The 17,823-nt window shown below is 65.3% G+C and carries 11 protein-coding genes; 4 read left to right on the top strand and 7 right to left on the bottom strand.

The genetic code is table 11. The annotated features are described in order from the left end of the window. Positions 1–8 precede the first annotated feature (8 nt). The 5 genes from R2770_16785 to R2770_16765 form a co-directional block, all read right to left on the bottom strand. Positions 9–680: an HNH endonuclease signature motif containing protein gene (locus R2770_16785; protein ID MEZ5282118.1), complete on the bottom strand. Its 672-nt coding sequence runs from the start codon at positions 678–680 to the stop codon at positions 9–11. A gap of 773 nt (positions 681–1,453) precedes the next feature. Next, positions 1,454–2,539 (bottom strand): hypothetical protein, encoded by a 1,086-nt coding sequence (locus tag R2770_16780; protein MEZ5282117.1) that lies wholly within the window; start codon positions 2,537–2,539, stop codon positions 1,454–1,456. Beyond that, positions 2,536–3,195, bottom strand: a complete 660-nt coding sequence (locus tag R2770_16775) for an ATP-binding cassette domain-containing protein (protein ID MEZ5282116.1) — start codon at positions 3,193–3,195, stop codon at positions 2,536–2,538. The genes R2770_16780 and R2770_16775 overlap by 4 nt, the downstream gene beginning before the upstream one ends. Next, entirely contained in the window at positions 3,188–4,129 is a 942-nt protein-coding gene (locus R2770_16770) for a peptidoglycan-binding domain-containing protein (GenBank protein MEZ5282115.1), read from the bottom strand. The genes R2770_16775 and R2770_16770 overlap by 8 nt, the downstream gene beginning before the upstream one ends. A 101-nt stretch (positions 4,130–4,230) precedes the next feature. Further along, positions 4,231–4,605, bottom strand: coding sequence for a hypothetical protein (locus tag R2770_16765; protein MEZ5282114.1), 375 nt, complete (start codon positions 4,603–4,605; stop codon positions 4,231–4,233). Between the two features lie 837 nt (positions 4,606–5,442). Here R2770_16765 and R2770_16760 point away from each other — a divergent pair. Then, positions 5,443–5,982, top strand: coding sequence for a hypothetical protein (locus R2770_16760; GenBank protein MEZ5282113.1), 540 nt, complete (start codon positions 5,443–5,445; stop codon positions 5,980–5,982). A 4-nt stretch (positions 5,983–5,986) separates the two neighbouring features. Here the strand turns inward: R2770_16760 and R2770_16755 are convergent, their stop codons facing one another. Next, positions 5,987–7,075, bottom strand: coding sequence for a tyrosine-type recombinase/integrase (locus R2770_16755; GenBank protein MEZ5282112.1), 1,089 nt, complete (start codon positions 7,073–7,075; stop codon positions 5,987–5,989). A 209-nt stretch (positions 7,076–7,284) separates the two neighbouring features. Between R2770_16755 and paaK the strand changes: the two genes are divergently transcribed. From paaK to R2770_16740, 3 genes are all read left to right on the top strand, one after another. After that, a complete protein-coding gene (gene paaK, locus R2770_16750; protein MEZ5282111.1) occupies positions 7,285–8,550 on the top strand; it encodes a phenylacetate--CoA ligase PaaK in 1,266 nt (421 codons plus the stop codon). A 145-nt stretch (positions 8,551–8,695) separates the two neighbouring features. Next, a complete protein-coding gene (gltB, locus tag R2770_16745; GenBank protein ID MEZ5282110.1) occupies positions 8,696–13,264 on the top strand; it encodes a glutamate synthase large subunit in 4,569 nt (1,522 codons plus the stop codon). A 2-nt stretch (positions 13,265–13,266) separates the two neighbouring features. Further along, positions 13,267–14,724, top strand: coding sequence for a glutamate synthase subunit beta (locus R2770_16740; GenBank protein MEZ5282109.1), 1,458 nt, complete (start codon positions 13,267–13,269; stop codon positions 14,722–14,724). Here the strand turns inward: R2770_16740 and R2770_16735 are convergent. Further along, positions 14,721–17,771 (bottom strand): BTAD domain-containing putative transcriptional regulator, encoded by a 3,051-nt coding sequence (locus R2770_16735; protein ID MEZ5282108.1) that lies wholly within the window; start codon positions 17,769–17,771, stop codon positions 14,721–14,723. The genes R2770_16740 and R2770_16735 overlap by 4 nt on opposite strands. Positions 17,772–17,823: the final 52 nt, after the last annotated feature.

Here is a 17,823-nt window from a genome sequence, read left to right as displayed (position 1 = left end):
CGGCCCCATCAGGAGAGGGGGAACTCGGCGTCAAACGCGTTCCCATCGTCGCTGTGCCACCTCACTCGCACAACTGACTGCCCTGCGCTGCCGAACGTCTGCATGTGCAGGCCGGCCCGCCATTCGCCGCCTGGTGACAGCCTCCGCAGCGGGGACTCCTCGAGGCGGAGTACTCCACCGCCTTCGTCGCCTGTTGCATCCTCGACGCTGACATCGAAAGCGTCCGACTCGCCGACGTTGACCACGACGAATGTGTCCTTCGGCCCGTCGCGGACAACGAGTCGCGGAGCGGCGGGCGAGGAGATCGCCGACGGCGAGTCGGCAGACAGCAGCATTGAGCTGTAGAAGTCGAGTAGTTGATCCGCCGCCCAGTCCCGGTTCTCGCAGCCGTGCTCATGCGAAGCCTTGATCTCAAGCAGTCGGTCTGCGGACCAGTCCTGCGGGCGAAGCTGATCAATCTCGCGGTGGTGATTCGGGCACAGCAGCACCAAGTTCTCCGGGGCGTGTCGCTCCTCGTCGGTCATCTCCGGCGCATAGCGAGCAGCACCTGGCTTGGCCCCGCGGATGTGAGCGATGTCAGCTCGCACGCCGTTCCACTGAGGGTCGGTCAGGCGCTCATCGCACCCCGGAAAGGCGCACCGATTGCACGAGAGCGCAAACAGCTTCTTGATCGTCGTCAAGCTGGGACCCGCCATCGACAGAGTGTCGCGCACGGCGGTGCCCTGTCGACGGACGAGGAGCTCGGCGTCACTCTCTACTCCTCGATCTTGCGCGCGACACGCTGCCTGGACCGACCAGCCTGTGCGCTACATCGACACCGCCCGCCATCAGCCGCCGCAGCCGTCCCGTTTCCGAACGCCGCCCCAACTCCGACGCCCTACACATATGCACCACCGTTGCTGCACGCGTTCGGAAACGCGCTCTGGTCGGTGATGCCGCACATTTCCGAGCGGGTGAGCGAGCGCATCCGTGCCGAACTGTTCGGCATGTCGAGGGTGCGCTGAGCGGGATTATGCGTGGGTTCAGTCGGCGGGCGGGCGGTAGATGATTCCGTCGTCGCCTCCGGTGTTCGTGCCGTCGCGGTTGGATATGAAGCCGCCCCAGGTGAGCATGACTGCGTCGGCCCAGACGCCCGCGCCGTCGGACGCGGTTGGCCCCGTTTCCGGCGGGAAGGCGCGACAGTGGCTGGTGTGGGTTGGAGGGCCATCCGAGGTCGTTCCCGGACCAGAATGGGATCTCGTCGCCAGTCAAGACCGGGAGCCCGTAGCCGCCCTGTCCGGCGAGCTTGCTCGGCCGCCCGTCCGTCGTGGAGGCGAGGTTGACGTTGCGGTCGAGGAGTTCGATGGGATGCCCGCCCACCGTGTTCGCACCGCACCGCGAAGCAGCGACCCCGTACCCGAGCCGGTTGCGTGGGTCGCAACCCAGTGAACCATTTGTGACTGCCGCCGGAAGCTCAGGGAGTACGGAGAACGTTCAACGGATCTCGCAATCCGGCTACCAATGCGGAAGGTAGTGCCCCAAGTCCGACTGCGCCGACGGCCAGTGTCGCTGCCGCCAGCGGAAACTCCAGCCCGATCCAGCCGCCGATCGTGATTCGTAGCCAAACCACACCGATGAGGACCCCAACGCATGCGCCAGGTATGGCAGCGAGGACGGTCGAACTCTCGACGAGCGCAACGAGTTGCACGCGCGACGAGCCGAGCGCACGTCGACGTCCGTAGTCGCGCCGACGAGCGCTCACCACGGCGAACACCGCCAACGCTCCTGTGATCGACGCCAGGCCGAGCACTGCGGCGACCAGAACACTCCCGAACCGCACGGTTGCGCTTTCGACCTGCGCCTGCAAGTCTGCGACCTCGATAGGAAGCGACACGCTCATGGAGCCGGGAGCCACACCCAGCGCTGCGATGGCAGCAGGACCGACTGTGACTGCTGCCGCCGGCGAATCCACTACTACGTGGTATCGGCGGATGGTGGAGAGTCCGTCGGACTGTGCCGGTTCACCTCGTACGAGGACGAAGCTGCTCAGATCGGAGAAGGGCCCGGACGCTCTGAACCGACCGACGATTGGCCAGATGTGTCCGAAACTGTCGGTCACCGCGCCACCTGCTTCGGTGAGCCCCAATCGTGTCATCGCGGCTTCGTCGACGAACGCCCCGGGTTCGTCGCTTGTGAACACGAGTGCTTCGTTGGCGCCGAAAACGGCGCGCGCAGGCACGGGTGCCGCGCCAGGCATCGTGGTGAGGCGAACGTCTATGGTCGACCCGAGTCCGACAACGGCCAGCGCAAGATCGATGCTCTCGACGCGGGCGAGGGCACCTGGGACGATCAGCGTTGGATCCAGATCGTCTTCGATGACGACTGATTGCCCTCCGCCGGAGGTGAACACGGCGGCGATCTCGCGCTGCTGTTGGACGCTTCGGCCGACTGTCAGGAGTGTCGCTGCGACCGCGATCGCGACGATGGTCGCGATGATTGCCGAAGTAACCCGCTGGCTACGAGCGATTGCCCACGACTCGATGAAGATCGTCGCCGTCACGACCGCTGACCTGGTGAGAGGGCGCCAATGTCGATGACGCGATCACACACGGTTGCTACTCGCCTGTCATGTGTGGCCACGATGACGGTGCCGCCGGCATCGACGTGAGAGCGAAGACCGGCAATCACGACAGCCGCATTGTCTTCGTCAAGATTCCCGGTCGGCTCGTCGGCCAGAAGCACGGGAGGGTCGCCGAGCAGCGCTCGACACAACGCAACCCGCTGGGCTTGACCGCCCGATATCTCGCCTGGCCGTCTGGACGGTGGCAGGTCGACACCGAACTCCGCGAGGAGCGCGATCGCTCGATCTTCTCCTTCACGTCGCCGCCGGCCACGATACACGTCACCTTCGAGGACGTTGTCGAGCACGCTGCGCGAGGTGTCCAGCACGGCGTCTTGGAAGACGAACCCGATCGTGGTCGCCCGAATCAGCGAGCGGGCGGCGTCGCCGATTCTCCACGGGTCTCGTCCGTCGAGGCGCACGGCTCCCGCTACTGGTCTGTTGAGGAGCCCGATGACGAACAGGAGAGTTGACTTGCCGACGCCTGATTGGCCCGTCAGGCCCAGCATGCACCCTGCGGGCACGACGAGTGAGACGTCGCTGAAGATCGGTGGCGTGTCGCCGTAGGCGAAGCTCAGTTGATCGAGCTCAATCAACCGGTTCCTCCGGTAGAACGACCTCGGTGCCGTCTCGGATTCCGTCAACTATCGCCAGTCCATCGACTGAGGTGACAACCGAGACCGCGACTTCGCCCGTCGGAGTCCGCACCGAGGTGGCCCCGCCAGCGTCGTGGCGGATGGCAGCTGTGGGGACTATGACGCCAACGACTGGGCGCTGGATCACGATCTGAGCGCTGAGTCTGGCTGCTCCAGCGATCGGAACGACATCGCACGGAGCGTCACAGATCGGCGACCCGATCGGTTCAATCATGATCACTGCGAGGCCGTCGTTCGTTCTGGTCGAGGCGCCGAGGCGGCCCGTCCAGGGTTCGTCCCCGGCTCGCTGGACGACGACCTCCGCCGCCGACGGGATGGACTCCAGCTCCTCGATGGCGACTGTCACGGACACGCGCGGAGTCGACTCGAGCACCTCAGCCACAACGTCATTGGCATCCACCGGTACGCCCAAATCAACGATCGCCCGAACCGGGAACGGACCTGGACTCGGCAGAGCGGATACATCGCCGCGCTCGACGATCCCGGTGGCGTCCAGGTCGAGGTTCGTTTGCCATGCCGCAACAGCGTCGCTCGTGGCAGCATCGAACCGTTGATCCGCGTCTCCGGGGAGCAGTCCGGCACGCACCAAGAACTCCTCGAGCGCGAGCACGTCGCGTCCTGTGCTGCCGACCGTCATCTCGCGAAAGAACGGAACAGGACTCGCCACGGCAATCACTGGCCGCTCGTTGATGGAAACTATCGGGTCACCCTCGCTCACCTCGGTGTCCAGAGGAAGTTGCGTCACTACTCCCCCCGCCGCGGATCTCAAGCTGGATAACGGAACCCATTCTGCTTCAACTGAGAACGGAATGGAGCGACTGAGTTCACCGGAGCGCGCCATGTAGGTCGCTGCCGACGGTTCGGGCTGCTGCAAATCGGGTGGATCCGTAACGGTGCGTCCCGCCCAGAACGACAGTGCCGTCACGGAAAGGACGGACACGGCGAACAGAGCGAAACGCAACGGCCTCCGGACCGTCACTCCGGCCACGGTGGACAGCGACTCAGAGCCACCTGTTGGTCGTCGACCGACGCAAACTGCGACGACACCTCGGCCCACGGATCCCAAGGTGGGCCGTTGCCTTTGGCGAACTCTGCCCGGAAGAACTCACGCGACGGGGCCTGCGAGATCTCGTACCCCAACTGATCGAGGCAGTCTGCCACAACCACCCCACGGTCCAGATATCGATCGGCAGTCTCTGCGTCAACCGGGTTCGGTATAGCACCGAGCGGCTCCTGACAGCGCGACACGATCGTGTCCATCTCCGAGTCGGACATGCCGGCGCGCGGCCGGTATTCGAACGCCCCACCACCCTCGGGCAGCGGAATGACCTCGACACCGGCCTGTTCCAAACACCCTCTTACTGACGAGACCCACTCGGTGGGGGTCAACGGGGCCGTTGTACTGGCCTGTCCGGATTCGCCACCGCACGCCGCAACCGAGCACAGCACGAACGCGGCAAGCGGTGCAATCCGACTCAAGGGTCACCCGTACGGCTGACAGAACGCGTACGTGCTACCGAAGTTCAAGTAGTCCGCGCTAGCGACCCAGTTCCCTGAGTAAGCACCGTTGCGCGTGATAGTCGTCCAGTTCGGAAGGAAGTAGTTCGCTGTCGAACCGCCCGGAGGAGTGTGAGCAAGTCCACCGAGAGCACGTGCTTGCATCGCTGCGATCTTGGTGCCGCAGTTCTTGTAGCCGTTCTCGCTCTGAATCGCCAGTCCTACCGACGGGGACGTGAGGAGCGCTCGTGCGGCGATCAGCGGCACTGCTAGCCGACGACGAAGCCTGGGGTTGACTGACATTGGCATCTCCGATCTGCCCGCAACGACAACTGTACGTTCATGTGGCCGCGTGGTCAACGGGCCACCTCGCATCTGAGCGCCGAAACCGACGCGAACGGGCCATCTGCTTGTACGACCAGGCGAGAGCGCTCCTCAATACGGCCTGCTGCAGCTCGATATTCGCGCCGCCGCCGCGGCCTCGAACCCGTCCGGGATCCGGCACTATGCGCAGGCTGGACCACTCAATAATCCTCTCGCGGGTCGGCCGGCGGGCGGCCCGTTGGGAGGGTTTCCGGGAGCCAGGTTCGGTAGTCGGGAGGGTTTCCGGGAAGTCGGGAGGGTTTCCGGGAGGGTTTCCGGGAGTCGGGAACTGGAGTCTGGCTGGTTCCCGATCGAAAGGAGCGTCGGATGGGGGAGGAGAAGCGGAAGCCCGGACGACCGCGAAAGTGGGCGTCGGACGCCGAACGGATGCGGGCGACTCGCGCCGCGCGGCGAGCCGAGCGGGAAGCGGCCTCGTCGCAAGAAGAGAACGACTCCAGCGACGCCGCCCGGCGGTGTGGGACGCCCATGCCGGTCGTCTCGCCAGTCGCTCCAACGAATCAGCCGCCGGCGTCCGCGGTTGCTCCAGAGCAGCTCGCCGATCACACGGACTGCGAGGCGACCATCGGTGCGTTGCGCCGCGAGCTGGTCGACCTCGAGGAGCGGTACGACGATCTCGTGATGAGCCGGTGGATGCTCAGCCGGAAGTACGAGCACGCGCTCGGCAGAATGCGCTCGCACGACCCGGCCGGCATCGTCTGGCTGGTCGAGCGACTCGCCGACTGGGAGCGCGAGAACGAGGCGAGGCGGATCAGGCGGCTGCAGGAACCGCACCGGGAATTGGTGCGTCGCCGGTACGAGGAGGAGTTCGACCGGCGACTCCAACAAGCACGTCACGCGTCGCAGTAGTGAGTCAGCTCTCCATCCGACGGCCGATCGCGTCGGCGATCTCGCGGCTTCGGCTCTCCGCCGCCTTGAGGTAGCGGAGGCTCGCCGCGCTCGATGCGTGGCCCATGATCGACATGACCTCCCGGAGCGAGGCGCCCGCTGTTGCAGCCTCGGTGCCGGCGAGGTGGCGCAGATCGTGGAAGCGGACGTGGCTCAGGCCGACCGCGTCCCTCGCCTTCGACCACTGCGGGGCGAAGTACGTGTTCAGCAGCGGGCCGCCCCGGAGCGACGTGAAGACGAGCGCGCCCGGCTCGACGACATCGACGTACTCCTCGATGTGGGCGGCCAGTCGGACCGCGATCGACTCGGCGACCGGGACGGTCCGCACGGCGCTCTCTGTCTTCGGTGGTCCGAGGGTCGGTCCCTGGCCCTTGATGTCGTGGAGCGCCTGCATCACTCGCAGCTCCCGGCGGTGAAGATTGACGTGCTCCATTGTCAGGCCGGCCAACTCGCCGAAGCGCAGACCGCTCGCCGCTGCCGTCCAGACCAGGCACTCGAACCTCGGGTGGATGGCCCCGGCGAGGGCGCGCACGTCGTCCCACCGGAGGAGCGGGCGCTCGATCATCCGCTCGGCCGACGCTCCCTTGATGCGGACCGGGTTGCGGGCGATCAGGCCGTCGTCGACGGCGGTCGTCATGATCGAGCGAAACAGCCGGTAGATCTTCGCCACCGTGTTGTGGTGCAGGCCGCTCGCTGCCAGCCGGCCGTGCCACGTCCGCACCGCGACTGGGTGGACGTCGCACAGGTCCACGTCGGCGAAAACGGCCACGATGTGGCGGAGCTGGCCCTCGTAGATCTCACGCGTCCGCGGACGCACCGGACGCTCGGCGACCCACCGAGTCGCGTACTCAGCGAACGGGATCTTGCCGGCCTTCGGGTCGATCCAGACGCCGCGGAACATGTCGGCCTCGATCGTGGCGAGCCAGCGGCGCGCGTCGGTCTTGTTGGCGAACGTGGTGTCGGCCGGGATCTGTTTCCCGAGGTGCCAGTAGCGCGCTTGGTAGCGGCCGCTGGGCAGCTTGCGGATGCTGCCGAAGGAACGGGCTCGGGCCATGAAAGGCTCCTCGTGCTCGGTGCCAACTCGGTAGGCACGTGTAGGCACGACGGCCCGTGGGACCCATCGGCGTTACGCTCGCCCGGCCAGGAAATCATTCCTGACCTGGGGTTTCGCGTGGAGCGGACGACGGGAATCGAACCCGCATCATCAGCTTGGAAGGGTGCGGCCGTTCCTCATGTCGAGTCGGCGGGGCATAGGTTTTGCCCATGGCCGTATTTGATCCAATCGAAACAGCGTCGACCGACGAGCTGAGGGCGCTCCAACTCGAACGACTGAAGTGGTCGGTAGCCCACGCCTACGACAACGTCGATCACTACCGGAACGCGTTCGACGCCGCTGGGGCGGGCCCTGGCGACATCAACGGCCTCGAAGACTTGGCCTCGTTTCCCTTCTTGATGAAGGACGACCTCCGGGCCAACTATCCGTTCGGCATGTTCGCTGTACCCCGCAGCGAGGTGGTGCGGGTGCATGCATCGTCTGGCACCACAGGAAAGCCGACCGTGGTGGGCTACACCCGCGACGACATCGCCATGTGGGCCCATCTGATGGCGCGGTCGATGTTCGCCGGTGGAGCCCGGCCTGGCGATATAGCCCACGTCGCCTACGGATACGGCCTGTTCACCGGTGGTCTGGGCGCTCACTACGGAGCTGAGGCGCTTGGCTGCACGGTCGTGCCCATGTCTGGCGGTCAGACCGAAAAGCAGGTCAACTTGATCCGCGACTTCGAGCCCAGAGTCATCCTGGTGACCCCGTCCTACTGCCTGAACCTCATCGACGAGATGGAACGCCAAGGCATGGACCCGGCATCGTCTTCGCTCGAAGTGGGCCTGTTCGGAGCCGAGCCGTGGACCGACGAGCTGAGAACCGAGATCGAGAGGCGCCTGGGTATCGACGCGGTCGACATCTACGGCCTCTCCGAGGTCATGGGCCCTGGGGTGGCGAGCGAATGCGTCGAAACCAAGGACGGACCGACGGTTTGGGAGGACCACTTCTTCCCAGAGATCATCGACCCCGACACCGGTGAGGTACTTCCGGACGGGCAGTACGGCGAGCTCGTGTTCACCTCGCTGACCAAGCAGGCGTTCCCGGTCATCCGCTACCGCACCAGGGACATCACCCGACTGCTGCCGGGGACGGCACGTTCCATGCGCCGCATAGAGCGGGTGACAGGGCGAACCGACGACATGTTGATCATCCGTGGCGTCAACGTCTTCCCGTCCCAGATCGAAGCCGAGATCATGAAGGTGCCTGGGCTCAGCCCTCACTTCGTCATCGAGGTCGGGCGATCGGGCAATCTCCAGACCTTGACCATCCGGGTCGAACCCGAGCCCGGTGCGGCCGTCGACGGCCTCGATCACGAGCTCGTCCACAAGGTCAAGGGCAACATCGGGGTCAGCGCCACGGTGGTGCTCGCCGAGGTCGGTTCGATCGAACGATCGCAGGGCAAAGCGGTCAGGGTCATCCGCACCTGAACCTGAGTCACTCAGTGGTGTGACAAATCGGCGGTTTCGCGCGCATGGCTTCGTCGCCTATCATGGCGCGCTCCGACGGAGGGCCAACGACGTCCCGCCGTACCCGATCGCCATTCGCCCCCCGAGTACCGCGAGGACGTCGCCAATGAACACGCCTTCGAGCCACACCCCTGCACGCCACAGCGGCTTGCCGTCCAAGCAGGGTCTCTACGACCCGTCGTTCGAACACGATGCGTGCGGTGTCGCCTTCGTCGTCGACATGCACGGCCGCAAGAGCCACGAAATGGTTCGCCGGGGTCTTCAGTGCCTCTACAACCTCGACCATCGCGGAGCCACCGGCGCCGAGGTCAATACCGGCGACGGAGCCGGCATGCTCACCCAGATCCCCGACGGGTTCTTCAGGGCTGTGTGCGACTTCGAGCTGCCCGCCGCCGGCACCTATGCGTCAGGGATGGCGTTCCTTCCGGTCGAGGACCCAGACGCGGCAGCCCGATCGATCGAGAAGATCGCCAACGAAGAGGGAATGAGCGTCCTCGGCTGGCGTGCCGTGCCGACCGACGCTTCGACGCTCGGCAGCTTTGCCCTCGACGCCATGCCGGTCTTCAGGCAGGTCTTCCTGGCCGGCGCCGACAGCGAACTCAGCGGTATGGACCTCGAACGTCGTGCCTACGTGGTGCGCAAACGGATCGAACACGAGGTCGGGGTCTACTTCCCGAGCCTTTCGGGCCGCACCATCGTCTACAAGGGCATGCTCACCTGCGACCAGCTGCCGGTGGTGTTCCCCGACCTGCTCGACGAGCGTTACGAGTCGGCTCTTTCGCTGGTCCATTCGCGTTTCTCCACGAACACGTTCCCGTCGTGGCCCCTGGCGCACCCTTACCGGGTCATCGCCCACAACGGCGAGATCAACACCGTCATGGGCAACCGCAACTGGATGCGCGCCCGCGAAGGCAGCTTCAAGAGCGACGTGTTCGGCGACAGTCTCGAACGGGCCTTCCCGATCATGACGCCCGACGCTTCTGATACCGCCAGCTTCGACGAGGCGCTGGAGCTATTGCACCTGGCGGGTCGTGAGCTGCCCCACGCGGTGCTGATGATGATCCCCGAGGCGTGGGAGAACCACGAGACGATCTCGGACGCCAAGCGCGACTTCTACCAGTACCACGCCACATTGATGGAGCCGTGGGACGGACCGGCGTCGATCGCGTTCACCGACGGCACCGTCATCGGTGCGGTGCTTGACCGCAACGGTCTTCGCCCGTCGCGCTACTGGGTCACCTCAGAAGGCCTGGTCGTCATGGCCTCTGAGGTCGGTGTTCTCGACATCGATCAGTCGACCATCGTGCAGAAGGGCCGGCTCCAGCCGGGCCGCATGTTCCTGGTCGACACCTCGCAGGGCCGCATCGTCGACGACGACGAGATCAAGGGCGAGTTGGCAGCGGCGAAGCCTTACGGTGAATGGCTCCGCGACGGGCTGCTTCACCTCGAGGACCTGCCGTCGCGCTTCTTGTTGACCCCGCAGCACTCCTCGGTCGTGCAGCGCCAGCGCACTTTCGGATACACCACAGAAGAACTGCGCATCCTGCTCACGCCGATGGCACGCACCGGCGCCGAGCCGATCGGGTCGATGGGCAACGACACTCCCATCGCCGTACTGTCCGAACGGTCGCGGTTGCTGTTCGACTACTTCATCCAGCTGTTCGCCCAGGTGACCAACCCGCCCCTCGACGCGATCCGCGAGGAGATGGTCACGTCGACGGCCTCTTCGATCGGGCCGGAAGGCAACCTGCTCGACCCCGGACCCGAGTCGTGCCGGCACATCGTGGTCCCTTACCCACTCATCACCAACGAGGAGCTGGCCAAGATCCAGTACCTCAACGAGGACGGGTCGCGTCCCGAGTTCGCCTCGTTCGCCATCGACGGCCTGTACCCGGTCGCCGAAGGTGGTGCCGGAATGCGCCAGGCTCTCGACGACGTGTGCTCGAAGGTCAGCGAGGCCATCGACAACGGCGCCAAGATCATCATCTTGTCCGACCGTTACGGCGACGCCGAGATGGCGCCCATCCCGTCGCTGCTGCTCACCGGCGCAGTGCATCAGCACTTGGTGCGCGAAAGGACTCGGACCAAGGTCGGGTTGATCATCGAGTGCGGCGACGCACGCGAGGTCCATCACATGGCCCTGCTCCTCGGCTATGGGGCGGGTGCCATCAACCCGTACATGGCGTTCGAGTCGATCGTCGATCTGATCCAGCACGACGTCATGAACGATGTCGACGAGCGCACCGCTATTCGCAACTATGTCAAGGCGTGCTCGAAGGGTGTCCTGAAGGTGATGTCCAAGATGGGCATCTCGACCGTCGCCTCTTATGCAGGTGCCCAGGTCTTCGAATGTGTCGGGTTGTCAGGCAACGTCATCGACCGCTACTTCACAGGCACCACGTCCAAGCTCGGTGGCGTCGATCTCGATGTGCTGGCCGAAGAGGTGGCCAAGCGACATCGCTTCGCGTATCTCGACAATCCGACCGAGGCTGCCCACCGCGACCTGTGGGTCGGCGGCGAGTACCAGTGGCGGCGTGAGGGCGAATACCACCTCTTCAACCCCGAGACCGTCTACAAGCTTCAGCACGCAACGCGCGCCGGCCGCTACGACGTGTTCAAGGAGTACACGAACCTCGTCAACGATCAGTCGAAGCACCTGGCCACCATCCGTGGCCTGTTCGAGTTGAAGCCCTCCGAGAACGGTCCGATCCCGATCGACGAGGTCGAGCCGGCAAGCGAGATCTTCAAGCGGTTCTCCACCGGCGCCATGAGCTACGGCTCGATCTCGGCTGAGGCTCACGAGACCCTCGCCATCGCCATGAACCGCATCGGCGGCAAGTCGAACACCGGTGAGGGCGGCGAGGATCCCGAGCGCTTCGTTGCCGACGACAACGGCGACCTTCGACGTTCGGCCATCAAGCAGGTGGCATCGGGGCGTTTCGGCGTCACCAGCGAATACCTGGTGAACTCCGACGACATCCAGATCAAGATGGCCCAGGGCGCGAAGCCCGGCGAGGGCGGTCAGCTTCCAGGCCAGAAGGTCTGGCCGTGGATCGCGAAGACCCGACACTCGACACCTGGTGTGGGTCTCATCTCACCGCCCCCGCATCACGACATCTACTCGATCGAGGATCTCAAGCAGCTCATCCACGACCTGAAGAACTCCAATCCCGAAGCGCGCGTTCACGTGAAGCTGGTCGCCGAGACCGGTGTTGGCACGGTCGCCGCCGGTGTTTCGAAGGCCAAGGCCGACGTGGTGCTGATCTCGGGCCACGACGGCGGAACCGGTGCTTCCCCGCTGACCTCGCTCAAGCACGCCGGCGGTCCCTGGGAGCTCGGCCTCGCCGAAACCCAGCAGACGCTGCTGATCAACGGCCTTCGCGACCGCATCGTGGTCCAGACCGACGGTCAGCTGAAGACGGGGCGCGATGTCATCATCGCTGCGCTGCTCGGCGCCGAAGAGTTCGGCTTTGCCACGGCCCCCTTGGTCGTTTCTGGCTGCATCATGATGCGGGTGTGTCACCTCGACACCTGCCCCGTCGGTGTCGCCACCCAGAACAAGGCCCTCCGCGAGCGCTTCAGCGGCAAGCCGGAGTTCGTCGTGAACTTCTTCGAATACATCGCCGAGGAAGTCCGCGAGTACTTGGCCCAGCTCGGCTTCCGCTCGATCGAGGAAGCGGTCGGCAGGGTCGACTGCATCGACACCCACAAGGCGGTCGAGCACTGGAAGGCCGACGGCCTCGACCTGGCTCCGATCCTCCACGTGCCAGAGTCGCCATGGGAACAGGACCGGTTCTGCTCGAAGTCGCAGGATCACGGGCTCGACCGAGCCCTCGACAACGACTTGATCCGCGAGGCGGCGCCGGCGCTCGACGGCGGTCAGCCGGTGGTGATCGACTCACCGATCTCGAACGTCAACCGCACTGTCGGCACCCTTCTGGGTTACCAGTTGACCAAGCGCCATGGCGGCGCCGGTTTGCCGGACGACACGATCCAGATCAACTTCAAGGGATCGGCCGGGCAGAGCTTCGGTGCGTTCGTGCCAAAGGGCATAACCATGCGCCTCGAGGGCGACGCCAACGACTACGTGGGCAAGGGGTTGTCTGGCGGCAGGATCATCGTCAGGCCACCGCAGGAGATTCCCGAAGACTTCGTAGCCGAACAGAACGTCGTCGCGGGCAACGTGATCGGATACGGCGCCACCAGTGGAGAGCTGTACCTGCGAGGCATCGTCGGCGAGCGCTTCTGCGTTCGCAACTCGGGCGCTACCGCTGTTGTAGAAGGCGTCGGAGATCACGGATGTGAGTACATGACCGGTGGCCGGGTGACGGTCATCGGCCCGACCGGTCGCAACTTCGGTGCCGGCATGTCGGGCGGAATGGCGTTCGTCTACGACCCAGACGACGTGTTCCACCGCAACCTGAACAACGAGATGGTCGACCTCGAGGTCATGACCGACGACGACGCCGAACTGGTTCGCGAGGACTTGAAACGGCATCGGGACGAGACCGACTCACCGATCGCCAACGCGATCCTCGAACGATGGCATTCGAGGCGACGGCACTTCAAGAAGGTCATGCCCAAGGACTACAAGCGAGTTCTCGAGGCCATGGCCGCTGCCGAAGAACAGGGCAAAGACATCGAAGAGGCCGTCATGGCCGCTGCGAGGGGTTGATCATGGGCGACGTAAGAGGATTCCTGAAGCACGACCGCGAGCTGCCCAGCCGCAGGCCCGTTCCGGTGCGTCTGCACGACTGGCGCGAGGTCTACGAGCCCTTCTCCGACGATGCGTTGAAGGTTCAGGCCAGCCGCTGCATGGACTGTGGCATCCCGTTCTGCAACAACGGCTGCCCACTGGGCAACCTGATTCCCGACTGGAACGATCTCGTCTACCGCGATCAATGGCGCTCGGCGATCGATCGGTTGCATGCCACGAACAATTTCCCGGAGTTCACCGGGCGGCTGTGTCCTGCGCCTTGCGAAGGTGCGTGCGTGCTCGGTATCAACCAAGATCCCGTCACGATCAAGCAGGTCGAGGTGACCATCATCGATCATGCCTTCGAGCAGGGATGGGTCGTTCCTCAACCGCCGGCGATCAAGACCGGAAAAACGGTCGCCGTTGTCGGGTCCGGCCCTGCTGGTCTGGCTGCGGCCCAGCAGCTCACCAGAGCCGGCCACGACGTCACGGTCTTCGAGCGGGCCGATCGCATCGGCGGTCTGCTGCGCTACGGCATCCCAGAGTTCAAGATGGAGAAGCGCCACATCGACCGGCGTCTCGAACAGATGGAAGCCGAGGGCACGGTGTTCAAGACGAACACCAACGTCGGCGTCGACATCAGCGGCGACGAGCTGAAGTCGCAGTTCGACGCCGTGGTACTGGCCGGCGGTGCGACCCAGTGGCGCGATCTGCCGATCCCCGGGCGCGACTTCAAGGGGATCTACCAGGCCATGGAGTACCTGCCGTGGGCCAACCGGGCCCAGCTCGGCGACATGGCTGCCGATGAGGTCCCGATCTCGTCGGCGGGCAAACGGGTGGTCATCATCGGCGGAGGTGACACCGGCGCCGACTGCCTCGGCACGGCACACCGCCAAGGTGCGGTCTCCGTGCACCAGTTCGAGATCATGCCCCGGCCGCCAGAGCAGCGCTCCGAGCGCAACCCGTGGCCCACGTTCCCGATGACCTACAAGGTCACCTCGGCCCACGAGGAAGGTGGCGAGCGGGTCTACTCGGTCAACACCGAAGCGTTCCTGGGAGACGACGAGGGCAACCTGCGGGCGATCAAGGCCCATGAGGTGGTGCTGGTCGACGGCAAGTTCGAGAAGGTCGACGGTTCGGACTTCGAGCTGCCGTGCGAGCGCGTGTTCCTGGCGATGGGCTTCACCGGGCCAGAGCAGGGTGGTCTGCTCGATCAGCTCGGCGTCGAACTCGACCCGAGGACCAACGTCGCGCGCGACGACAGCTACAAGACAAACGCAGACAATGTCTGGGTTTGTGGCGACATGGGTCGCGGTCAGAGCCTCATCGTGTGGGCCATCGCCGAGGGGCGGGCATGCGCCGCCTCTGTCGACGAGGCCCTGATGGGCGAAACCGCTCTTCCGTCGCCGATCAAGCCCACCGACCGACCCCTCGTCTAGAGAGGCGCGCGCCCAGAGAGCGTCTGCAACAAGTCGTCCAGCTCGGGGTCGGCGGCTCCGCCGACCTCGGCGAGGACCTCGCTGCACTTGACGGCGGCCCGGCGAGCTTCTGCCGTGTCGCCGCGAGCCAGAAGGCTCCGCAGCACGATGAGGTGGGCCGGTTCGCTCCAAGGCTCCATCGCTGCGGCGCGTCGTGCGTGGGCCAGCGCCCTGTCCTGATGGTGCATGGCCAGGTGGGCTTGGGCCGACTCGAGCAGGGCTACGAGCAGCCGCGACCTCAACGACCACCTCTGCTCGTTCACCCAGTCGGCCTCGTCGGCGTCTGCGAGGAAGTCGCCCCTGTAGGTATCGACAGCGGCATCGAGATGGTCTGTCGCCTGTGAAACCAGTCCGTCCTCGCGCAGACGCCGTGCCGTTTCGAGAGATGTCTCGAACTCCCACACATCGACCCGTATGCGTTCGGTGTTCAACGCAAGGGTGGTGCCGTCAGAGCGGACGAAATAGGGCGCGTCACCCGATACCCGCTCGGGTTCGAGGACGCGCTGAAGCAGGTTCAGGGTCGTTCTCAGGTTGCGGCGTGCTGCGTCCGAATCGGCGTCGGGCCACAGCGCCGACATGACCGCTTCGCGCGTCGCCGCTGGGTGGACGATCAGATAGCCGAGCAGAGACCGCACCCGTTCACGGCGCCAGTCGGCGGCATCGACCGCCTTGTCGCCGATCAGCAGTTCGCTGTGCCCCAAGATTCGTACTGCCCTGGGTTCAGAAGGCGGAACCGGCACCTCGGCCAGCACGGTGCTCGCCGCCTGTTGCTGACCAGGCGTCTGTGACGAAGCTGCGCGCCTGACCAGAGCCCTGGCCGGTTCTCCCACGGTCGAGAACAGCCACTCCCACCCAGCCCGTGCCTCCGGCCGGCCACAACTGGTCGCCGCCAACAAGAACTCGACCATCCCGTCGAGGAACAGTGCGGTGAGGATCTCCCCTGGATGTTCTGGCCACCCGACCTCGGCCATCTCGTCCGGCGAGCCGGCCCGCCAAGCCGCCAGCGCGTCGTACAACTCGAGATCCCGTCTGTGCAGAGGCCCGTTCATGTGGGCGACGAGCTCGTCGCGTTGGTCGGGAATCAACTCGAGCACCAACCGAGGAGCGACCAGATACATAGCCCGGGCTACAGAGTCGACTGGATGGTCGCCAGTGCTCTGCAGCATGTGGTTCGTCGCAGTTGAGATATCGCCGCGCTGCAAGGCGAGCACGGCTTCGACCATGCGCAACTGCACGAGGGCCCGCCAGTTCGTGGCATCGCTCAGCTTGCGAGCCTCGAACAGGCAGTGGTCGGCTTCGTCGAGTTTGCCGAGGCACGCCAGGGCGCTGGCCTTGAAGGCCAGCCAGAGGAAGCGGTCCCGGCCGCCGGCCATCCCCGGTTCCGACCCGATCGTCTCGATGATTTGTTCCCAGGATCCCTCGCGTAGCAACGCCCACAGAACCGAGTCGGCGGTTCCAGGAAGGTGAGGCCAAAGATCGCTCGAGGCTCGGGCGGCATCCGACGACGGTCGCCCCAGCTGTGCCAGAGCACCCGCCTCCATCCATTTCGCCAGGGCCGACAGGGTCGGCGCCAAACGATCGGGTTCCAGCTCGGCCACGCGCTCAATGACGGCCTGGGGATCGCCGGCCGCCAAGGCCAGCATCGCTCCGCCGATCGTGGTGATCTGCCTGGCCGACCTCGAGCCGGCGACCGTCAACTCGCCTACCCGTTGCATCGAAGCCATGAGGCGTGGCATGTCGCGGCTCACGTAGGTGCTGAAGACGACCTGCCCGAGCGCAGCAGCTTCGGCTTCGATGTCGCCCCGGCTCCTGAAACCTGCTGCGGCGGCATCGAAGGCGCTCCGGCATTTCGGGCTGGACGGCTTGTCGGCGCGGATGGCCAGCCCCTCGACAAAGCTGAACTCGGGGCTGTCGCGCAGCTGATCAGGGAACGATGCAGCCCAGGTACTCACCCGCGCCGCCGGCGGCTGGTGTTTCGAGATGATCGCCTCCCTGACCGCAGCCAGAAGGTCCCGGTCTTCGCCGCGGGTCCGCAGCATCAACTCGACCGCCGCGTGGTGCTCGGAGCGCTCCATCAAGGACCTGAATGCGGCTGCGCGTATGGGGCCGGCATCGATGTCGAGCACTTCTGACCAGAGCCGATGCGCCTCCCAACCATCGCTGCGACGACTGACGAGCGGGATCGGTGCAAGCACCGCCGGCTCTTGTCCGGTGAGGGCTACAAGTGTCTCGCTGTCCATCTCTCGAAGGGCTGCCAGGTGATCGAGGGCGATCCGTTCGTCGTTCGAGAGATGTGGCAGCACCTCCTCATGGAGGAACCTCCGGTAGTCGGCGTGCTGAGAGGCGAGCGAGACGAGGGCCGGCCAGCCACCCAGGTTCAGTACCTGCTGACCACCGATGTCGAGCGCTTCGTCCTCGGTCAACAACAGGTCATCAGGCGAGATCCTGGTCAGCTCCCGCTGCGCTTCCCATCGAGAAAGAGCCAGCGGCGGCTCGCGCCGCGTCGACAGAACGAGGTGAGCGTTTGAGGGAAGTTGATCGCACAGCCACTGGATGAGGCGATTGGCCTCTCCGGCTTCGGTTCCGAGGTGATGGAGATCATCGAGGATCAGGCATACGGGTTCTGGCGCCATGCTCGCGACGGCCGATGAGAGTTCTTCAGGGTCAGAGATCGGCCCGATCCGTGCAGCCAGGGCGATCGATGCCAGCAGTTGGTGTGCGTCGATGTCGTCTGGCTGGCACGTCAGCCACCAGTCGGTACCCCTGGGTGCCAGCTGGTTCCCGTGATAGGCCAGAGCCAGTGCGGTCGTCTTGCCCGTGCCTGCACCGGCTGCCAGCAACGTCAGGCGCGTGGCGTGCCGGTGCACCAACTGCCTTTGGATGCGCCGGCGTGGAGCGACCCCGGCCGCCACGCTCGGAGGAACGAACCGATGGGGCCGCAGCATTGCGTCCGACGCACCGACAGGGGCCCTGCGGCGCGAACGATCCAGCGGCGACACTTCTCCCATCGGGCCACTCATCGGCACAATTCGAGCAGATCTGCATCATCGAAGCGTCACC

Source organism: Acidimicrobiales bacterium, from assembly GCA_041394185.1.
Lineage (GTDB): Bacteria > Actinomycetota > Acidimicrobiia > Acidimicrobiales > Poriferisodalaceae > JAAETH01.
The sequence above is the reverse complement of the archived record's forward strand: the minus strand, read 5'-3'. Positions and strand labels throughout refer to the sequence as shown.